Annotated in this window: 14 protein-coding genes and 1 pseudogene; 13 read left to right on the plus strand and 2 right to left on the minus strand. The window is 73.4% G+C overall.

The annotated features are described in order from the left end of the window. Both PSR1_RS08635 and PSR1_RS08640 read left to right on the plus strand, forming a co-directional pair. A pseudogene (locus PSR1_RS08635) lies at positions 1-1,103 on the plus strand (DNA polymerase Y family protein); the annotation flags it as partial. 15 nt (positions 1,104-1,118) lie between these two features. After that, complete coding sequence (locus tag PSR1_RS08640) at positions 1,119-4,526, plus strand: error-prone DNA polymerase (RefSeq protein ID WP_059437203.1); 3,408 nt, start codon at positions 1,119-1,121, stop codon at positions 4,524-4,526. 327 nt (positions 4,527-4,853) lie between these two features. Here the strand turns inward: PSR1_RS08640 and PSR1_RS08645 are convergent, their stop codons facing one another. Beyond that, positions 4,854-7,631, minus strand: a complete 2,778-nt coding sequence (locus tag PSR1_RS08645; RefSeq protein ID WP_082100178.1) for a vitamin B12-dependent ribonucleotide reductase — start codon at positions 7,629-7,631, stop codon at positions 4,854-4,856. A 481-nt stretch (positions 7,632-8,112) separates the two neighbouring features. Between PSR1_RS08645 and lepA the strand changes: the two genes are divergently transcribed. From lepA to PSR1_RS08685, 8 genes are read left to right on the plus strand one after another with little or no spacing between them, the layout of a single operon-like run. After that, entirely contained in the window at positions 8,113-9,918 is a 1,806-nt protein-coding gene (gene lepA, locus PSR1_RS08650; protein ID WP_059437204.1) for a translation elongation factor 4, read from the plus strand. A 7-nt stretch (positions 9,919-9,925) separates the two neighbouring features. Next, on the plus strand, positions 9,926-10,945 hold the full coding sequence (gene lepB, locus PSR1_RS08655) for a signal peptidase I (protein WP_059437205.1): 1,020 nt from the start codon (positions 9,926-9,928) through the stop codon (positions 10,943-10,945). Between the two features lie 18 nt (positions 10,946-10,963). Continuing rightward, a complete protein-coding gene (locus tag PSR1_RS08660) occupies positions 10,964-11,437 on the plus strand; it encodes a hypothetical protein (RefSeq protein WP_059437206.1) in 474 nt (157 codons plus the stop codon). Between the two features lie 8 nt (positions 11,438-11,445). Next, the gene (pyrR, locus tag PSR1_RS08665) at positions 11,446-11,982 is read left to right on the plus strand and encodes a bifunctional pyr operon transcriptional regulator/uracil phosphoribosyltransferase PyrR (RefSeq protein ID WP_059437207.1); all 537 of its coding nucleotides are present in this window, start codon (positions 11,446-11,448) and stop codon (positions 11,980-11,982) included. After that, positions 11,979-12,920: an aspartate carbamoyltransferase catalytic subunit gene (locus tag PSR1_RS08670; RefSeq protein WP_082100179.1), complete on the plus strand. Its 942-nt coding sequence runs from the start codon at positions 11,979-11,981 to the stop codon at positions 12,918-12,920. Before pyrR ends, PSR1_RS08670 begins: the two co-directional genes overlap by 4 nt. Positions 12,921-12,950: 30 nt before the next feature. Next, positions 12,951-14,252 carry a dihydroorotase gene (locus tag PSR1_RS08675; protein ID WP_059437208.1) on the plus strand — a complete coding sequence of 434 codons (1,302 nt, stop codon included), beginning with the start codon at positions 12,951-12,953 and terminating at the stop codon, positions 14,250-14,252. Then, positions 14,249-15,370: a glutamine-hydrolyzing carbamoyl-phosphate synthase small subunit gene (carA, locus tag PSR1_RS08680; RefSeq protein ID WP_059437209.1), complete on the plus strand. Its 1,122-nt coding sequence runs from the start codon at positions 14,249-14,251 to the stop codon at positions 15,368-15,370. The genes PSR1_RS08675 and carA overlap by 4 nt, the downstream gene beginning before the upstream one ends. Continuing rightward, complete coding sequence (locus PSR1_RS08685) at positions 15,367-16,068, plus strand: hypothetical protein (RefSeq protein ID WP_059437210.1); 702 nt, start codon at positions 15,367-15,369, stop codon at positions 16,066-16,068. Before carA ends, PSR1_RS08685 begins: the two co-directional genes overlap by 4 nt. Positions 16,069-16,076: 8 nt before the next feature. Here PSR1_RS08685 and PSR1_RS08690 read toward each other — a convergent pair whose 3' ends face one another. Next, positions 16,077-16,616 carry a bifunctional nuclease family protein gene (locus tag PSR1_RS08690; protein WP_059437211.1) on the minus strand — a complete coding sequence of 180 codons (540 nt, stop codon included), beginning with the start codon at positions 16,614-16,616 and terminating at the stop codon, positions 16,077-16,079. Positions 16,617-16,767: 151 nt separating this feature from the next. Between PSR1_RS08690 and PSR1_RS08695 the strand changes: the two genes are divergently transcribed. The 3 genes from PSR1_RS08695 (at position 16,768) to icd (ending at position 20,110) form a co-directional block, all read left to right on the plus strand. Then, positions 16,768-17,913: a PAS domain-containing sensor histidine kinase gene (locus PSR1_RS08695; protein WP_059437212.1), complete on the plus strand. Its 1,146-nt coding sequence runs from the start codon at positions 16,768-16,770 to the stop codon at positions 17,911-17,913. A 63-nt stretch (positions 17,914-17,976) separates the two neighbouring features. Then, positions 17,977-18,651 carry a carbohydrate deacetylase gene (locus tag PSR1_RS08700; RefSeq protein ID WP_059437213.1) on the plus strand — a complete coding sequence of 225 codons (675 nt, stop codon included), beginning with the start codon at positions 17,977-17,979 and terminating at the stop codon, positions 18,649-18,651. 145 nt (positions 18,652-18,796) lie between these two features. Further along, positions 18,797-20,110, plus strand: coding sequence for an NADP-dependent isocitrate dehydrogenase (gene icd / locus PSR1_RS08705; protein ID WP_059437214.1), 1,314 nt, complete (start codon positions 18,797-18,799; stop codon positions 20,108-20,110). Positions 20,111-20,114 lie beyond the last annotated feature (4 nt).

A 20,114-nucleotide genomic window follows, 5' to 3' on the forward strand; every position in this document is an offset into this window, starting at 1 on the left:
CGCTGGCGGGCCTCCCGCTCGCGGCGCTCGGCCTCGCGCCGGCGGTCGCAGGCCGGCTGGCCGCGGTGGGGGTGGCGGACGCGGGCGCGCTCGCGCGGCTGCCGGAGGGGACGCTCGCGCACCGGCTCGGGCCGGAGGGCGTGCGCGCCGCGCGGCTGGCCCGCGGCGAGGACGCGTCGCCGCTCGTGCCGCACGTGCCGGAGACGCTCCCCCAGGAGTCGCTGGAGCTGGAGGCGCCGGCGGAGGGCGCCGAGCCGCTGCTGTTCGGGCTGAAGCGGCTCGCGGATCGCGTGGCGGCGCGGCTGGCCGGGCGGGGCCTCGGGGCGACGCGCCTGCGCCTCGTGCTCGCGCTCGACCCGCGCGGCGAGGAGCGGATCCAGGTGCCGCTCTCGCAGCCCAGCGCCTCGGCGGCGCGCTGGCTCGTCCCGGTGAAGGAGCACCTCTTCACGCTCCGGCTGCCCGGCGCGGTCACGGCGCTGCGGCTCGTGGCCGCCGAGGTGGCGCCGGTGGCCGCCGAGCAGCTCGCGTTCGGAGACCGGCCCGAGGCGGTCGCCGCGCTGGAGGGCGTGCTGGCGCGCCTCGCGGTGCGGCTCGGGGACGGCGCGCTGTTCGCGGCGGAGCCGGTGGCGCGCTACCGCCCGGAGGGCGCATACCGGCCGGTGCCGTTCCGGCCGCGCGCGTCGAGCGGTCCGGGGCGAGGGGCGCGCGCGCCCGCTCGCCCTTCGACGGGCGCGGGGCGATCCCTCGACGGGCTCGGGGAGCGCGGGGCCTCCGATTCGCTCGGGGTGAGCCCGTCGAACCCCGAGCCGGGGACCGGCGCGAGCGGGCACGACCAGGAGGGCGCGTTCCGGCCCACCCGGCTGCTCGCCGCGCCGGAGCTGGTGGTCGCCGAGGGCGAGGGCGGCCGGCTCACCGCGCTGCGGGTGGGCGGGCGCGACCGCGCGGTGCTCGCGCTGGAGGGCCCGGAGCGGCTGCGCGGCGAGTGGTGGTCCGGCGGGTTCGACCGCGACTACTACCGCGTCCGGCTCGAGGACCTCGGCGACTGCTGGGTGTACCGCGACGGCGCCGACGGCCGGCTGTGGCTGCACGGGTTCTTCGACTGATCGCCGAGGCGCGCCATGTCCCACGCTCCCCGCTACGCCGAGCTCCGCTGCAAGTCCTGCTTCTCCTTCCTGGAGGGCGCGAGCCACCCCGAGGAGCTGGTGGGGCGCGCGGCCGAGCTCGGGCTCTCCGGGCTCGCGCTCGCCGACGTGAACGGGCTGTACGGCATCGTCCGGGCGCACGCCGAGGCGAAGCGCCAGGGCTTCCCGCTCATCGTGGGCGCGGAGCTGGTGGTGGCCGGGCTCGCGCCGGGGCGCCCGGCGCGGCTGGTGCTGCTCGCCCAGGATCGCGAGGGGTACGCGGGGCTGTGCCGGCTGGTGACGCGGGCGCACTGCGGCGAGGGCTGGACCGGCGCGCCGCCGCGCCGCGAGCGGGACGCGGTCGCGGTGCCGTTCGAGGCGGTGGCGGCCGGCGCGCGGGGGCTGTTCGCGCTGTACCCCGGCGCCGACGGCGACGCGGTCGCGCGGCTGAAGGACGCGTTCGGCCGGCGGGCGGCGCTCGCGGTGGCGCGCCACCGGGTGGCCGGCGAGGAGGCGCGCGTGCTCGCCGCCCGCTCCGCGGGGCGGCGGCTCGGGGTGCCGGTGGCGGTGACGAACGACGTCCACACGCACGCGCGCGCCCGGCAGGTGCTGCAGGACGTGCTCACCTGCGTGCGCCACGGCACCACCGTCGATCGGGCCGGGCGGCGCCTGTTCCCGAACGCCGAGCGGACGCTGAAGGGCCCCGAGGAGCTGGCGCGGCTGTGGAGCGACTTCCCCGAGGGGCTCGCGGCCGCCGCCGACATCGCCGACCAGTGCCGCTTCCGCATGGAGGAGATCCGCGGCGAGCACCCGCTGCCGCCGGTGGTGGTGGAGCGCGGCGCGCTCGCCGGCGGCGTCGAGGTCGCCACCTCCAGCCCGGCGCAGGCGGCGCGGGACGGCGCGCGGACCGCCACCCCGAGCCTCGCGCTCCGGGCCTCGCTCCCGGCGGACCGCCCGGCCGGGCCCGAGCCCGCGGCCGAGCCCGGAGCTCCCGCCGTCCCCGCCGTCCCCGGCCTGCCCGCCGCCGCGGTCGCCGCCGGGGACGCCGGCGCGGATCGGGACGGGGCGCTCGCGGGGATGGCGCTGCTGCGCGAGCTGGTGCGCGAGGGCGCGCGCTGGCGCTACGGCGGCGAGCCGCCGGAGGACGTGGCCCGGCAGCTCGCCCGGGAGCTCGACCTCGTCGAGTCGCTCGGGTACGCGAGCTACTTCCTCACGGTCTGGGACGTGGTCCGGTTCGCGCGCTCGCGCGGGATCCTCTGCCAGGGGCGCGGCAGCGCGGCCAACTCCGCCGTCTGCTACGTGCTCGGCATCACCTCCATCGACCCCGTGCGCATGGGGCTCCTGTTCGAGCGGTTCATCTCCGCCGAGCGCGGCGAGCCGCCCGACATCGACGTGGACTTCGAGCACGAGCGCCGCGAGGAGGTGCTCCAGTACGTCTACCAGCGCTACGGCCGCGACCGCGCCGGGATGGTCTGCGAGGTGATCACCTACCGGGGCAAGTCGGCGCTCCGCGACGTGGGGAAGGCGCTCGGGCTCTCGCTCGGCCAGGTGGACCGGCTCGCGAAGCTGGTGGGCAGCTACGAGGACCTGGGGCAGGTGGGGCCGGCGCTCCTCGCGCAGGCCGGTCTCGACGCGGCGGACTCGGAGCGGGTGCGGATGACGCTCGCGCTCGCGCGCGAGCTGCAGGGCTTCCCGCGCCACCTCTCCATCCACGTGGGCGGCTTCGTCATCACGCGGCGGCCGCTCTGCGAGACGGTGCCCATCGAGCCCGCCGCCATGCCCGGCCGCACCATCGTCCAGTGGGACAAGGACGATCTCGCCGAGCTGGACCTGCTCAAGGTGGACCTGCTCGGCCTGGGCATGCTCACCGCGCTCTCCCGGGCGCTGGCGCTGCTCGCGCGCCACCGGCCCGCGCCGGCCTCGCCCACCCCGGTGCCGCACCCCGACGCGCTCGCCACCATCCCGGCCGAGGATCCGGAGGTCTACGAGATGCTCGGGCGCGCCGACTCCATCGGCGTGTTCCAGGTGGAGTCGCGCGCGCAGATGTCGCTCGCCCCGCGGCTGCGCCCGCGCAACTTCTACGACCTCGTCATCTCGGTCGCGATCATCCGGCCCGGGCCGATCCAGGGCGGCATGATCCACCCCTACCTGCGCCGCCGCGACGGCAAGGAGCAGGTCCGCTACCCGTACGCGCCGCTCGAGCCGGTGCTGGCCCGCACGCTGGGCGTCCCGCTGTTCCAGGAGCAGGCCATGCGCCTCGCGGTGGTGGCGGCCGGGTTCACGCCGGGCGAGGCGGACGAGCTGCGCCGGGTGATGACGCACCGCCGCTCGCACGAGAAGCTCGCCGCCATGAAGGCGCGGCTGGTGGCGGGCATGGCGGAGCGGGGCATCTCCGGCGCGGACGCGGAGGAGATCTTCAAGCAGCTGCTCGGGTTCGCCGGGTACGGCTTCCCGGAGTCGCACGCGGCCTCGTTCGCGCTGCTGGTCTACGCCTCGGCCTGGCTGAAGCGCTACCACCCGGCCGCGTTCGCCTGCGCGCTCCTGAACAGCCAGCCCATGGGGTTCTACGCGCCGCACACGCTGGTGGAGGACGCGAAGCGGCACGGCGTGGAGGTGCGCGGGGTGGACGTCGGCTGCAGCGGCTGGGAGAGCAGCCTGGAGGGCGCCGTGCCCGGGCGGCCGGCCGCGCCGGGCGAGGCGGCGGTGCTGCGCGTGGGGCTGCACGCCATCCGCGGCCTCCCGCGCGCGGTGGGGGAGGCCATCCTCGAGGCGCGGGCGGCCGGCCCATTCGGCTCGGTGGCGGAGCTGGTCCGCCGCGCCCGGCTCTCCCGCGCCTGGCTGGTGCGGCTGGCCGAGGCGGGCGCGCTCGGCGCGCTCGCGCCCGACCGCCGCGGCGCGGTCTGGCGCAGCCTGGCGGTGGAGGCGGACGGCGGCGACCTGTTCGCGGGGCTGGCGCCGCCGGAGCCCGAGGCGGCGCTCCCCGCGGCCTCCGCCGCCGACGAGGTCTCGGCCGACTTCACCACCACCGGCCTGTCGGTGCGCGGCCACCCCATGGCGCTGGTGCGGCCCGGGCTGGGCGGCGACCGGATCCGCACCGCCCGCGAGCTGGGGCGCCTCCCGGATCGCGCGCCGGTCGAGGTGGCGGGGCTGGTCATCGTCCGGCAGCGGCCGGAGACCGCCCGCGGCATCGTCTTCGTGAGCCTGGAGGACGAGACCGGGATCGCGAACCTGGTGGTGATGCCCGACGTGTACGAGCGCTTCCGGCCGGTGGTCCGCGGCGCGCCGTTCCTGCTGGCGCGCGGCCGGGTGGAGCGGAGCGGGAAGGTGGTGAACGTGCGGGTGGACTCGGTGGCCCCGCTCGCGCTCGCGCCCTCCATGGACGCGCGCGCGCGGGACTTCCACTGAGGCGCCCACCGTTGCTGCGCCCCGGGCCTCCTCGCGATCCCGTCCCTCGACTCCGCGCGGCCGTCCCTCGACTCCGCGCCGCTGCGCGGCGCTACGCTCGGGATGAGCGGACGGAGTCGAAGGGTCGGGATGAGCGGACGGAGTCGAAGGGTCGGGATGAGCGGGCGGATGCGATGATCCGCTCACCTGTCCCTCGACTCCGCGCGGCCGTCCCTCGACTCCGCGCCGCTGCGCGGCGCTACGCTCGGGATGAGCGGACGGAGTCGAAGGAACGGGATGAGCGGACGAGTCGAAAGGGACCGGATGAGCGGATCGGGGTCGAGGGACCTAGCTGCAGCCCGTGGTCGAGCCGCAGTTCACGCACTTGTAGCAGGCGCCGTTCCGCACCGTGATCGACCCGCAGGTCGGGCAGGGCGGGGCGTCGGTGTCGGTGACGTGCGCGCCGTTGACGCCGTTCGACCCGTTCATCGCGCCGTTCGTCGCGGGCAGCGACCTCACCACCACGGTCTGCTCCGACGAGCCGTGGCGCGCCGGCGCCTGGCCGGGCGTCATGAGCGGCGGCGGCGACACCACCGAGCCCTCCTCGCTGGGCAGGAACTTCAGCGCCAGCCAGCGGAAGATGTAGTCGGTGACCGACTTCGCGATGGGGATGTCCGGGTTGCCGGTGAAGCCGGACGGCTCGTAGCGCGTGTGGCTGAACTTGTCGCAGAGCACCTTCAGCGGCACGCCGTACTGCAGCGCCATCGAGATGCCGGTGGCGAAGCTGTCCATCAGGCCCGAGACCACCGAGCCCTCCTTCGCCATGGTGATGAACACCTCGCCGGGCGCCCCGTCGTCGTACATGCCGACGGTCATGTAGCCCTCGTGGCCGCCGATCGAGAACTTGTGCGTGATCGAGCGGCGCTCGTCCGGCAGGCGGCGGCGGGCGAGGCGCGGCTCCGTCGCGTCCTTCTTCTCCTCCTCCTCCTTGCCGGTGTTGAGCGGCTGGCTCCGCTTGCAGCCGTCGCGGTAGATGGCGACCGCCTTCAGGCCGAGCTTCCAGGACTCGAGGTAGGCGTTCTCGATGTCCTGCGGCGTCGCGGAGGTCGGCATGTTGACCGTCTTCGAGATCGCCCCGGACAGGAACGGCTGGACCGCGCCCATCATGCGGATGTGGCCCATGTAGTGGATCGAGCGGGTGCCGTTGCGCGCCTTGAAGGCGCAGTCGAACACCGCGGCGTGCTCGGGGCGGAGCCCGGGGGCGCCCTCGATCGTCTCCACCTCGTCGATGAACTGCAGGACGGAGGTGATCTCCTCGGAGGAGTAGCCGAGCTTCTGCAGCGCGAGCGGGACCGTGTTGTTCACGATCTTGAGCATCCCGCCGCCCACCAGCTTCTTGTACTTCACGAGCGCGATGTCGGGCTCGATGCCGGTGGTGTCGCAGTCCATCATGAAGCCGATGGTGCCGGTGGGCGCGAGCACGGTGACCTGGCCGTTGCGGTAGCCGCTCTCCATGCCCTGGCGGAGCGCGTCGCCCCAGGCGTCGCGCGCGGCCGCGAGCAGGCCGGGCTCGACCAGCGTCGGGTCGACGAGGTCGACGTGCTGCGCGTGCTTTCGGATCACGCCGAGGAACGGGTCGCGGTTCTTCTCGTACCCGGCGAACGGGCCCATCCGGTCGGCGATGCGGGCGCTCATCGCGTACGCCTCGCCGGTCATGAGCGCGGTGATGGCCGCGGCGCAGGCCCGGCCCCCGTCGGAGTCGTAGGGCAGGCCGCTCGCCATGAGGAGGGCGCCGAGGTTCGCGTAGCCGAGCCCGAGCGGCCGGTACTCCTCGCTGTTCTTGCCGATGGCCGGGGTGGGGTACTTGGCGTTCGAGACCAGGATCTCCTGCGCCAGGATGGTGAGGTCCACCGCCCGCTTGAACGACTCGACGTCGAAGCCGCCCTCGATCGAGCGGAAGTGCATCAGGTTCAGCGACGCCAGGTTGCAGGCCGAGTCGTCGAGGAACATGTACTCCGAGCACGGGTTGGACGCGTTGATGCGGTCCGTGTTCGGGCAGGGGTGCCAGGCGTTGATGGTGGTGTCGAACTGCATGCCCGGGTCGCCGCAGAGCCAGGCGGCCTCGGTGATCTGGCGCATCAGGTCGCGGGCGCGGATCGTCTCGAGCGCCTCGCCGTCGGTGCGGGCGGTGAGCTTCCACTCGCGGTCCTCGAGCACCGCGCGCATGAACGCGTCGGTGACGCGGACCGAGTGGTTGGCGTTCTGGAAGAAGACCGAGTCGTAGGCGCCGCCGCGCACGTTGAAGCCGCCGTCGTAGCCGGCCTCGATGAGCGCCCAGGCCTTCTTCTCCTCGTCGGCCTTGCAGTTCACGAACTCGACCACGTCCGGGTGATCCACGTCGAGGATCACCATCTTGGCGGCGCGGCGGGTCTTGCCCCCCGACTTGATGACGCCGGCGAAGGCGTCGAAGCCGCGCATGAACGAGACCGGGCCGGACGCCTCGCCGCCGCCGGACAGCCGCTCCTTGGAGGAGCGGATCTTGGAGAGGTTGGAGCCGGTGCCGGACCCGTACTTGAAGAGCATGCCCTCGGTGTGGGCGAGCTTCAGGATCGAGTCCATCGAGTCGCCGACCGCGTTGATGAAGCACGCGGAGCACTGCGGGTGCTCCTCCACGCCGACGTTGAACCACACCGGCGAGTTGAAGCTCATCTTCTGCCGGTAGATGAGGTGCGCGAGCTCGGCCTCGAACGCCACGGCGTCGCCCTCGGTCGCGAAGTAGCCGTCCTTGCGGCCCCAGGCGCCGATGGTCTGGACCACCCGGGAGACCAGCTGGCGGACCGAGCGCTCGCGCGCCGGGGTGCCGAGCTGGCCGCGGAAGTACTTGGAGGCGACGACGTTCGTCGCGAGGAGGGACCAGCTCTTCGGGACCTCGACGTCCTTCTGCTCGAAGATGGTCGCGCCGCCCTCGCCGGTGATCGCGGCGGTCCGCGTCTCCCAGGCGAGCTCCTCGGCCGGATCGACGCCGGGGGTGGTGAAGTACCGCTCGACCGAGAGGCCCTTCTTCGCGAGCTTCTTGGCGGACTTGGACGCCCGCGGCCTGTGACCCGTGACTTCGCGCTCCATCATCGCTTTCCACCTCCCGCTCGAGACCGTCCCCCGGTCCGAGGCAAACGCCTTCCCCATACGGGTGCCGATATCGGCGCCCGCTCATGACCTTTCCTCCGGCCGGCCCGCGTCAGTGAACCGGAGGTCTACCTAATCGCGATGGTCTGACATGAACGCCGGCTTCGCCCCCAAGCCGGCAGAAGGATTGCTTGTTCTTCGCACCCACCCCGCCACCATCCCGCCCGTCCTTCCCGCTCCGCGCCCCCGCGGAACGAGAAGACATGCTAGCAAGCGCCGGCCGAGTGTCAACGCCTGACCACAACATATGGTGGGGTACATGTATATCAACACAAGATACGGATATTTCTGAGCCGAAGTCCCAGTAGGGTGTCCGACGGTTGGTGAAGGCCCGGGCCGATATCGCCCGGAAGCGGGAGGTGCCGGCGCGGGGACCGCCGCCGTGGTCCCCCCGGCGCCGCCGTGTTAAAAGCCTGCCGCCCCGATGGCCGAAAAGAACTCACACATCCGCAACTTCTCCATCATCGCCCACATCGATCACGGGAAGTCCACGCTCGCCGATCGCCTGCTCGAGCACACCGGGACCGTCACCAAGCGCGAGGCCCAGGCCCAGTTCCTCGACAACATGGAGCTGGAGCGGGAGCGCGGGATCACGATCAAGGCCCAGACCGTCCGCATGAAGTACCGGGCGAAGGACGGCCGCGACTACGAGCTGAACCTGATCGACACCCCCGGCCACGTGGACTTCGCGTACGAGGTCTCGCGCTCGATGGCCGCCTGCGAGGGCGCCATCCTGGTGGTGGACGCGACGCAGGGCGTGGAGGCGCAGACGCTCGCGAACGTCTACCAGGCGCTCGACCACGACCTGGAGATCGTCCCGGTCATCAACAAGATCGACCTCCCGTCCGCCGACGTGGAGGGCGTCCGCCACGAGATCGAGGAGGTCATCGGCCTCGACGCGAAGGACGCGGTGCCCGCCTCGGCCAAGGAGGGCGTCGGCATCGGCGAGATCCTCGAGCAGATCGTGCACCGGGTGCCGCCGCCGGAGGGCGACCCCGAGGCGCCGCTGAAGGCGATCGTGTTCGACTCCTGGTACGACTCCTACCGCGGCGTGGTCATGCTGGTGCGGGTGTTCGAGGGCACCGTCCGCCCCAAGCAGAAGATCCGGCTCTGGTCGAACCGCAAGGAGTTCGAGGTCCAGGAGCTGGGCGTCTTCGCGCCGTTCGCGAAGGCCGTCGGCGAGCTGCAGGCCGGCGAGGTGGGCGTGGTGGTCGCGAACGTGAAGGACGTCCACGACGCCAAGGTGGGCGACACCATCACCGACGCGGCCCGGCCGACGGAGGAGCCGTTCCCCGGCTTCAAGGTCGTGAAGCCGATGGTGTTCTCCGGCGTCTTCCCCATCGAGGCGGCCGACTACGAGCAGCTCCGCGACGCGCTGGAGAAGCTCTCGCTCAACGACTCGGCCTTCACCTACGAGCCGGAGACCTCGCAGGCGCTCGGCTTCGGGTTCCGCTGCGGCTACCTCGGGCTGCTGCACATGGAGATCGTGCAGGAGCGGCTCGAGCGCGAGTACCAGCTCGCGCTCATCACCACCGCGCCGTCGGTGGTGTACCGGGTGACCGACACCACCGGCGCGGTGGAGGAGATCGACAACCCCGCCAAGCTCCCGCCGGTGCAGAAGATCGCGAAGCTGGAGGAGCCGCACCTCACCTGCCACATCCACGCCCGCACCGAGGACGTGGGCGCCATCCTGAAGCTGTGCCAGGAGCGGCGGGGCGTGCAGCGCGACCTGAAGTACCTCGGCACCAAGCGCGTCCAGATCACCTACGACATCCCGCTCGCCGAGGTGGTGTTCGACTTCTTCGACAAGCTGAAGAGCGTCTCGCGCGGCTACGCCTCGCTCGACTACGAGCTGAAGGGCTACGAGGAGGCGGACCTCGTCAAGCTCGACATCCTCATCAACGGCGAGCCGGTGGACGCGCTCTCGGTCATCGTCCACCGCGAGCGCGCGTACCAGCGCGGGCGCGACCTCTGCCAGCGGCTGCGCGAGGTGATCCCGAAGCAGATGTACGAGGTGGCCATACAGGCGGCCATCGGCGCCAAGGTGATCGCCCGTGAGACGGTGAAGGCCTTCCGCAAGAACGTCCTCGCGAAGTGCTACGGTGGCGACATCTCGCGCAAGCGCAAGCTCCTCGAGAAGCAGAAGGAGGGCAAGAAGCGCATGAAGCAGGTGGGCTCCGTGGAGATCCCGCAGGAGGCGTTCCTCGCGGTCCTGAAGGTGGAGGAGTAGGGCCGCCGTGGCGGACGCCGCCCGCCTCGCGCGCGCGCGCCGCGACGCGCTCCGCTTCGCGCGCGACGCCCGCCGGCTGGCCGCCCGGCACCGCCGCGTCCTGGGCGACGCGCGCGGCGCCGTGGACGCGGCCGCCGGCGAGGTGACCGCCGCCGCGCGAGGCGGCGAGCCGGAGGCGCTCTCCGCCGCGCTCCGCAGGCTGGACGCGCTCTGGGAGGAGCACCTGGCCGCCCGGGTGAAGCCCTGGTGGCGCGAGTACGCGGAGTCCATCGCGCTCGCGGTGGTCCTGGCGCTCCTGGTCCGCGCGTTCGTCCTCGACGCGTTCCGGATCCCGTCCGGCTCGATGGTCCCGACGCTGGTGGTCGGCGACTACATCTTCGTCTCCAAGGTCGCCTACGCGGTGCGACTCCCGTTCACGCACCTGCGCCTGGTCGAGACCGGCGCGCCGCGGCGCGGGGACGTCATCGTCTTCGAGAACCCGCGCGATCCGACCAGCGACTACGTGAAGCGGGTGGTGGGCGTCCCGGGCGACGTCATCGAGATCCGGGAGCAGGTCCTGTTCGTGAACGGCGTGCCGCAGCCGCGCGCGGCGGCCGGCGAGTACGCCTACGCCGAGCGGAGCCCGTCCACCGGCGAGCCGCTCGCCGAGAGCTGCCGGCGCTACCGCGAGGCGCTCGCCAAGGGGCCCATCCTCCCGCCCCGGGGCGATCTCCCCGGCGACGCCGAGACGAGCTGGCAGGCGGCCGCCGCCGACGGCGTGGCGAGCTACGACGTCCTCCAGTGCCGGCGGGCGCGGCTCGCCTCGCGCGAGGGGCCGTTCGAGGTGGTCCGGCCCGGGCACGTGTTCGTGATGGGCGACAACCGCGATCTCTCGGCCGACAGCCGGGGGATGGGCGGGTGGCAGGTCCCGGTCGGCCACATCCGCGGCCGCGCCGCGCTGGTCTTCTGGAGCTGGGGGGACGGGGGCCTGTGGCCGCGGGGCGCAGGCGGGCTCCGGCTCGACCGGCTTTTCAAACCCATCGACTAGCGCTAGAAACACCCCCTGATGCCCAGCCTCTCCCCGTCCTCCCTGCCGCGCTCCGCGCGCGGGCAGATCACGTGGGTCACGGCCGCGATCCTCGCCGCGCTGCTCGGCGGCGGCTACCTGGCGTGGGTCTGGGTGCCCGTCTACATCGTGGACTTCCAGGCGCGCCAGGTGGTGCGCGACTTCATGAACCGCGCCGTCAAGGACCGGAACGACGACCGGCTGCGCGCCGACATGATCCGGCGCCTGGAGATGCTCGCCACCGACCAGATCGTGGACGAGCGCGGCGAGCCGGCCACGGTGCCGGCGGTGACGGTCGCGCCCGCCGACCTGGTCTGGGAGCGCGACACCAGCGGCGCGGCGCCCACGCTGCACGTGGCGTTCGAGTACGTGCGCCTGGTGGAGCTGCCGTACCTGGATCGCACCGTGGAGAAGACGTTCACGGTGGACTTCACGCAGGACATCTCCATCCCGGACTGGGGACCATCGCGGTAGGGGGGCGCATGAACGCTGCGGAGATCGAACGAGCGGTACGACGCCTGGGCCGCGACATCGCGGAGCGCGCCCGCGCGGCGGGGGCGGCCGGCGACGTCGCCATCGTGGGCATCCGGCGGGGCGGGGTGCACCTCGCCCAGCGGCTCCGCCGCGAGCTGGCGCGGGAGCTCGGCGCCGAGCCGCCGCTCGGGACGCTGGACATCGCGCTCTACCGCGACGACCTCGCCGAGAAGGGCGCGGCCCCGGTGATCGGCCCGACCGACGTGCGCTTCCCGGTGCAGGGCAAGACCCTGGTGCTGGTGGACGACGTGCTCTACACCGGCCGCACGGTGCGCGCGGCGCTCGACGAGATCGTCGACTTCGGCCGCCCGCGCCGCGTCTGGCTGGCGGTGCTGGTGGACCGCGGCGGCCGCGAGCTGCCCATCTCGGCCGACTTCGCCGGCGCGCGGCTGGAGGTCTCGGACCAGGACGACGTGCAGGTGCGCCTGGTGGAGTCGGGCGCGCCCGAGGACGCGGTGGTGGTCAAGCCGAGGAGGGCGCCGTGATCGGTCGACACAAGCACTGCATCGCGCTGGAGGACTTCTCCCGCGAGGAGATCCTCGAGGTCATCGACCTCGCCGTCTCCATGAAGGAGGTCCTGCAGCGGCCCATCAAGAAGGTCCCGAGCCTGCGCGGCAAGATGGTGGTGAACCTGTTCTTCGAGGCGTCCACCCGGACCCGCAGCTCCTTCGAGACCGCCGCCAAGATCCTGTCCGCCGACGCGCTCAACTGGACCTCGTCGTCCTCCTCGGTCACCAAGGGCGAGACGCTGGTGGACACGGCGAAGAACCTCGAGGCGATGCGCCCCGACGTGCTGGTGATCCGGCACTCGGCCGGCGGCGCGCCCAGGCTCGTGGCCGAGCACGTCGGCTGCTCGGTGGTCTCCGCCGGCGACGGCGCGCACGAGCACCCGAGCCAGGGGCTCCTCGACTGCTTCACGCTGCGGGAGAAGCTCGGCACGCTGGAGGGCAAGACCGTCGCCATCGTGGGCGACGTCAGCCACTCGCGCGTGGCCCGCTCCGACCTGCACGCGTTCCCGAAGCTGGGCGCGAAGGTCCGGCTGTGCGGGCCGCCCACCATGATGCCGGCCGGCGTCGAGCGGCTGGGCGCCACCGTCCACACCGACCTGAAGGAGGCGGTGGACGGCGCGGACGCGGTCATCATGCTGCGCATCCAGCACGAGCGCATCGGCGACCCGCTCATCCCGGGGACGCGCGAGTACTCGAAGGTCTGGGGCCTGAACGCGAAGAAGGCGGCCGACTGGCTGAAGCCCTCCTGCGTGATCCTGCACCCCGGCCCCATCAACCGCGGGGTGGAGCTCTCCCCCGAGGTGGCGGACGGGCCCCGCTCGGTGATCCTGGACCAGGTGCAGAACGGGGTGGCGGTCCGGATGGCGATCCTGTACCTGCTCGCGGGCGGCGCGGGCGAGGAGGCCAGGGCGTGACGGCGCGGCTCGGGACGGGAGGCAGGCGCGATGTCTGACGTGCTCTTCATCGAGGGCGGGCGGGTCATCGACCCGGCGAGCGGCGTGGACGGCGTCCGCACCGTGGTGATCCGCGACGGCAAGGTGGCCGAGGTGGCGGAGCGGGTGGAGCGCCCGCGCGACGCCCGCGCCGTCGACGCGCGGAACCGGTGGGTCACCCCGGGCTTCGTGGACCTGCACGTCCACCTGCGCGAGCCGGGGCAGGAGTACAAGGAGACCGTCGCGACCGGCGCGCGGGCGGCGGTGGCGGGCGGCTTCACGGCCGTCTGCGCCATGCCGAACACGAAGCCGGTGAACGACTGCGCCGCGGTGACCGAGCTCGTGCTCGCGCGCGCCGCGGCGGCCGGGCTGGCGCGCGTCTACCCGGTGGGCGCCATCTCCAAGGGCTCGAACGGCGAGGAGCTGGCCGAGTACGGCGAGCTGAAGGCCTCGGGCTGCGTGGCGCTCTCGGACGACGGGCGGCCGGTGATGTCGTCGGCGCTCATGCGCCGCGCGCTCGAGTACGCGCGCGCCTTCGGCCTGCCGCTCACCGTGCACGAGGAGGACCTGCACCTCGTCGGCAAGGGCGTGATGCACGAGGGCGCCGCCGCGACGCGGCTCGGCCTGAAGGGCATCCCGTCCCAGGCCGAGGACGTGATGGTGCTCCGCGACATCGCGCTGGTGGAGCTCACCGGCGGGCGGCTGCACGTCGCCCACGTCAGCACCGCCGGCGCGGTCCGCGCCATCCGCGAGGCGAAGCGCCGCGGGCTGCCGGTGACCGGCGAGGTCACCCCGCACCACCTCGCGCTCAGCGACGAGGACGTGGCCGCGTCCGGCTACTCGACCGACTTCAAGATGAACCCGCCGCTCCGCGCGGCGGAGGACGTCCGCGCCTGCCGCGAGGGGCTCGCCGACGGCACGCTCGACGCCATCGCCACCGATCACGCGCCGCACTCGGCCGTGGAGAAGGACGTGGAGTTCGACGCCGCCGCGAACGGCATCGTCGGGCTCGAGACCGCGTTCTCGGTGTGCCTGGGCCTGGTGCGGGAGGGCGCGCTGACCGAGCGCCGGCTCGTCGAGGCGCTCACCGCGGGGCCGGCCAGGGTCTTCGGGCTGCCCGGTGGCACGCTGGCGCGCGGCGCCGCCGCGGACGTGGCGGTGCTCGACCCCGCCGCCGAGTGGACGCTGGACCCGGCGCGGCTGCAGTCGAAGGGCCGCAACACGCCGTGGAAGGGAAGGCGGCTCGCCGGGCGTTGCACGCACACGATCGTGGGTGGCCGGATCGTCCACGAGGAGGGCAAGGCAGACCGATGAAGCAGGCGATCCTGGCGCTGGCGGACGGCACCACCTTCGAGGGGTTCTCGCTCGGCGCGACCGGCGAGGCCACGGGGGAGGTCGTCTTCAACACCTCCATGACCGGATACCAGGAGATCCTGACCGACCCGTCGTACGTCGATCAGATGATCTGCATGACGTATCCGGAGCAGGGGAACTACGGCGTGAACCGCGCCGACGAGGAGTCCGCGCGCCCGCACGCCACCGGCTTCATCGTCCGCCACGCCGCCGAGGAGCCGTCGAGCTTCCGCGCGGAGCAGAGCCTGCACGGCTACCTCGCGGCGCACGGCATCGTCGGGATCACCGGCATCGACACCCGGCGGCTCACGCGGCACATCCGCACCGCCGGCGCGCAGATGGGCGTCATCGCCACCGAGGGGAGCGCCCGGGCGCTGGTGGAGCGGGCGCGCGCGCTGCCCGGGATGGAGGGGCAGGACCTCGCCACCCGCATCTCCACCGCGGCGCCGTACGAGTGGACCGAGCAGGGCGCCGACTGCTGGACCGACGCCGAGCGCGCGCCGCTCGAGAGGCCGCGCTTCCACGTGGTCGCGTACGACTGGGGCCTGAAGCGGGCCATGCTCCGGCTGCTCGCCCAGGCCGGCTGCCGCGTCACGGTGGTGCCGTCGCGCACCAGCGCGGCCGAGGCGCTGGCGCTCCGCCCGGACGGCGTGTTCCTCACCAACGGCCCGGGCGACCCGGCCGCCGTGACCGGCGCGCGCGAGACGGTGGCGGCGCTGCTCGGCAAGGTGCCGGTGTTCGGCATCTGCCTCGGCCACCAGATCCTGGCGCTCGCCATCGGGGCGCGCACCTACAAGCTCAAGTTCGGCCACCGCGGCGCGAACCAGCCGGTGAAGGAGCTCGACACGGGCAAGGTGGACATCACCGCCCAGAACCACGGCTTCGCCGTGGACGACGCCAGCCTGGGCAAGCGCGCCCGCGTCACCCACGTGAACCTGAACGACGGGACGGTGGAGGGCATCGAGGTGCTCGACGCGCCCGCCTTCAGCGTCCAGTACCACCCGGAGTCGTCGCCCGGGCCGCACGACGCGCGCCCGCTGTTCGCGCGCTTCGTGGCGATGATGGAGCGGTCTCGATGACGCTGCAGCTGCTGCACGAGCGCCTGCTCGCCTGGGCCACCGACGGCGCGCGCAAGGAGGAGCTCCTCGCCGCGCGCCGGTTCCACTTCGACCGGTACGGCGAGCCGCACGAGGAGGATCGCACCTACGAGCCCCGGCTGAACGGGATGCTCGACTACTACCTCTACGACCACCGGCCCGCGGGCGGCACCGGCACCACCATCGAGCGGTTCATCGAGGCCGAGGGCCCCTCGCTCTCGCCCGAGGAGCTGGCCGCCTACCAGGACCTGGCGCGCAACGTCCACGGGCTGTTCGAGGTCCGCAAGATCCGCGACGGCCTGCTGCGGCTCCGGGACGTGTTCACCGCCGGTGACTACGACGTCACCGAGCGGCGCCACGTGGCCGGGCTGGACAAGGGCGACGTGCTGGAGGCGCGGCTGCTCCCGTTCCAGGGCGCGCTCTACTTCTCCGGCGCGTTCCTGTACCACCCGCGCGAGGCGCACAAGGCGATCCACGCCGAGGTGAAGCGCCTGCGCAAGGCGGCCGGCAAGGGCGGCACGGTGGACGTGAAGGAGTTCCTGGCGACGCTCTCGCGCATGGCGTTCAAGCTGGAGCGCTACCGGAACGTCCGGCTCGAGTCGATCTACGACTTCGCCGCGGAGTCGCGCCTGCCCACGCCGCGCCCGGCGCGCCCGCCCGGCGAGCCGAGCGCCCAGTAGCGCGGTCGCTACATCCGCTGCGGCTCCCCGCCCTCGCGCGCGGCCGCCCGCTCGCGCGCCCGGTCCACCTCCTCCGGCGACAGGCCCGACTCGTCCATCACCCGGCGGCTGGTGAAGATGGGCGCGCCGGCCGAGACCGCCAGCGCCACCGACTCCGAGGCCGCGCCGGGGAGCTCGAGGCGGCGGGCGCCCTGCGTCAGCCGCACCCGCGCGCCGCCCGGGCCCTCGTCCGCCGACGCGATCTCCACCTCGCGCACCCGCCCGCCCAGCGCCCGGATCGTCTCGGCGAGCAGGCCCGGGGCCGCGTCGGCGCGCAGGCGCCGGCCGAGGTCCTGGTCCTGCGCGCCCGGCACCACCAGCGGGAGCAGGTTCTTCGCCCCCTTCTCGCGCAGCACCAGGATCGAGGCGGCGCCCTCCGGCATCGGCAGCACGCCCGCCACCTCCAGCTCGACGCGCGCCGTGGGCGGCGCCGCCGCGTGCGCGGAGATCCCGGCCAGGCCCGTCACGAGCACGAGCCACGGGATGGAGAGAGAGGCGCTGACTCGCATGGACGCTCCCGGTCCGCCGCGGGACCAACCACCTTGAAGGTGGGCTCCGGCGGGCCGCGCGGGCACCGGGGCGGGCGAGGGAGCGCGGGCTCGCACCGGGAGGGCGCGGGACTTCACGGAGCGCGCCGGAGGCAGCATCTCAGAGGGCGGCGTGGACTTCTCGCTGCTCGACTCGGCGCCCGACGCCATGGTGATCGCCGACGACGCCGGCGCGATCGTGTTCGTGAACGCCCACGCCGAGCGCCTCTTCGGCTACCGGAGCGAGGAGCTGGTGGGGAGGCCGGTGGAGGTGCTCCTCCCGGCGCGCTACCGGACCATGCACCAGGTCCACCGCTCCGCGTACCAGGCTGCGCCGCGCACGCGCCCCATGGGGCTGGGCCTCGACCTGTCCGGGCTGCGTCACGACGGGGCCGAGTTCCCGGCCGAGATCAGCCTGTCGCCGATCCAGGTGGACGGGCGGAGCTGCGTGATGGCGGCGGTGCGCGACGCCACCGAGCGGCGGAAGATCGAGGAGCGCGCCCGGCTCTGGCGGAAGGCGCAGGAGGAGGTGCGCGAGCGCGACGAGTTCCTGTCGGTGGCCTCGCACGAGCTGCGCACGCCGGTCACCGCGCTCCAGCTCCAGCTGCAGCTGCTCCACCGGGCCGCGCTGCGCTCGGGCGAGGGCCTGCCGGCGCCGGTGGTGGAGCGGCTGGAGACGCTCGAGCGGCAGACGCGCCGCCTGGCCGCGCTGGTGGGCGAGCTGCTCGACGTCTCGCGCATGCGCCTCGGCAAGATCGAGCTCCGGCGCGAGCCGCTCGACCTCGCCGAGGTGGCGCGCGACGCGGCCGGCCACGCCGAGGGCGACCTGGCGCGCTCCGGGTCGAGGCTCGCGCTCGACCTGCAGCCGGTGACCGGCGCCTGGGACCGGACCCGGCTCGAGCAGGTGATCTCGAACCTGCTGGTGAACGCCGCCAAGTTCGGGCAGGGGCGGCCCATCGCGCTGCACGTCGCCGGCGACGACGGCACCGCCCGCGTGCGCGTCAGCGACCAGGGCATCGGCATCGCGCCGGAGCAGCAAGCGCGGGTGTTCGACCGCTTCGCGCGCGCGGTGCCGGCCCAGAACTTCGGCGGGCTCGGGCTGGGGCTCTACATCGCGCGGCAGATCGTGGAGGCGCACGGCGGCACCATCGCGGTGACGAGCGCGCCCGGCGCCGGGGCGACGTTCACGGTGGACCTGCCGCGCCAGCCGCCGGCGCGCGGCCCCGAGGCCCGGCCCGACGCCGGCGCGGAGGAGCCGGAGCCCGGCCAGCTCCACTAGCGCTCCGGCGCGCGCCCGCGCTTGACTCGGCGGACCCGGCGCGCGACGGTCGCGGGCGCCGCCATGCGATGGCTGATCGTGAACGCCGACGACCTCGGCTACGACCCGGAGATCGACCGGGGCATCCTCGAGGCGCACGCGCGCGGGCTGGTCACCAGCGCCACCGCCATGGTCGAGACGCCGTTCGCGGCCGCGGCGCTGGCCCGCGCGCCGCGCTCGCTCGGGATCGGCCTGCACGCCGTCGTCGACCCGGGCGCCGGGCGGGCCGAGGCGGAGGCGGCGCTGCGGCGGCAGCTCGAGCGCTTCGAGGCGCTGCGCGGCGGCGCGCCCACGCACCTCGACAGCCACAAGCACGCGCACGCCGCGCCGGCGGTGCGGGAGGCGTTCTGCGCGGTGGCGGCGGAGCGTGGGCTGCCGCTGCGGTCGCTCGACGCGCCCATGCGCGCGGCGCTCCGCGCGGCGGGGGTGGCGACCGCCGACGCGTTCCTCGGCGACGCGGCACGGCGCCCGGCCTGGACCGAGGACGCGCTCCTCGCGGCGCTCGACGAGGTGGGGGAGGGCGTGACCGAGCTGATGGCGCACCCGGGCCACACCCCGAGCCACGCCCGGACCTCGTTCGGGGCCGAGCGCGAGATCGAGCTCGCGGCGCTCTGCAGCCCCCGCGCACGCGCGCGCGTCGCTGCGCGAAACCTCCGTCTCTGCGGCTGGTCAGCCGTCGGACGCCCTTCTCAGGGGTGACCCGTGGGCGGTCCAACATCGACCGCCATGGTCGTTGTAAAGTGCCGCGAATTCCGAATGTTGGAGCGGTCAGCGCCTTTACACCCCACGCGGCGCGATGCTAAGACCCCGGCTCCACCTCTCCCCACACGCGAGGAAGCTCGTCATGGCGGATGCGAAGCCGGTGGTCCCGAAGGATGGGGCGAAGATCTCGCTCGTCGACGGGAAGCTGAACGTTCCCGACCGGCCCATCCTGCCGTTCATCGAGGGTGACGGCACCGGCCGCGACATCTGGCGCGCCAGCGTCCGGGTGCTCGACGCGGCGGTGGAGAAGGCCTACCGCGGCCGCCGGAAGATCGCCTGGACCGAGGTCTACGCGGGCGAGAAGGCGTTCACCAAGTTCAACAACTGGCTGCCCGACGAGACGATCCAGGCGTTCCGCGAGTACCTCATCGGCATCAAGGGGCCGCTCACCACGCCCATCGGCGGCGGCATCCGCTCGCTCAACGTCGCGCTGCGCCAGCTCCTCGATCTCTACGTCTGCCTCCGCCCGGTGCGCTGGTTCCGGGGCGTGCCCTCGCCGGTGAAGCGCCCGGAGAAGGTCAACATGGTGATCTTCCGGGAGAACACGGAGGACATCTACGCCGGGATCGAGTGGGAGGCGGGCTCGGAGCAGGCGAAGAAGCTGCTCGCGTTCCTCGAGCAGGAGTTCCCGAAGGAGTACCGGAAGATCCGATTCCCGGCGACGTCCGGGGTGGGCGTGAAGCCGGTCTCGCGCGAGGGGACGGAGCGGCTGGTCCGCGCGGCGCTCGAGTACGCCGTCCGCGAGAAGCGCCGGAGCGTCACCTTCGTGCACAAGGGCAACATCATGAAGTTCACGGAGGGTGCGTTCCGGAACTGGGGCTACGCGCTCGCCGAGCGGGAGTTCGCCGACCGCGTGTACACCTGGGAGCAGTGGGAGCGCACCAAGGCCTCGCGCGGCGAGGAGGCCGCCGCCGCCGAGCAGAAGGCCGCCGTCGCCGAGGGGCGCATCCTGGTCAAGGACGCCATCGCCGACATCACGCTGCAGCAGGTGCTGACCCGGCCCGAGGACTTCGACGTGGTCGCCACGCTCAACCTGAACGGCGACTACCTCTCCGACGCGCTCGCCGCGCAGGTGGGCGGCATCGGCATCGCGCCGGGCGGCAACGCCAACTACGTCACCGGCCACGCCATCTTCGAGGCCACCCACGGCACCGCGCCGAAGTACGCGGACCTCGACAAGGTGAACCCGGGCTCGGTGATCCTCTCCGGCGAGATGATGTTCCGGCACCTCGGCTGGAACGAGGCGGCCGACCTCATCGTCAAGGGCATGGACGGCGCCATCGCCGGCCACCGCGTCACCTACGACTTCGCGCGCCTGATGAAGGCCGAGGGCGTCGCGGACGCGGTCGAGGTGAAGTGCTCCGAGTTCGGCGACGAGATCATCAAGCACATGTAGCGTA

This window comes from Anaeromyxobacter sp. PSR-1, assembly GCF_000964525.1.
In the GTDB taxonomy this organism is placed as follows: domain Bacteria; phylum Myxococcota; class Myxococcia; order Myxococcales; family Anaeromyxobacteraceae; genus Anaeromyxobacter.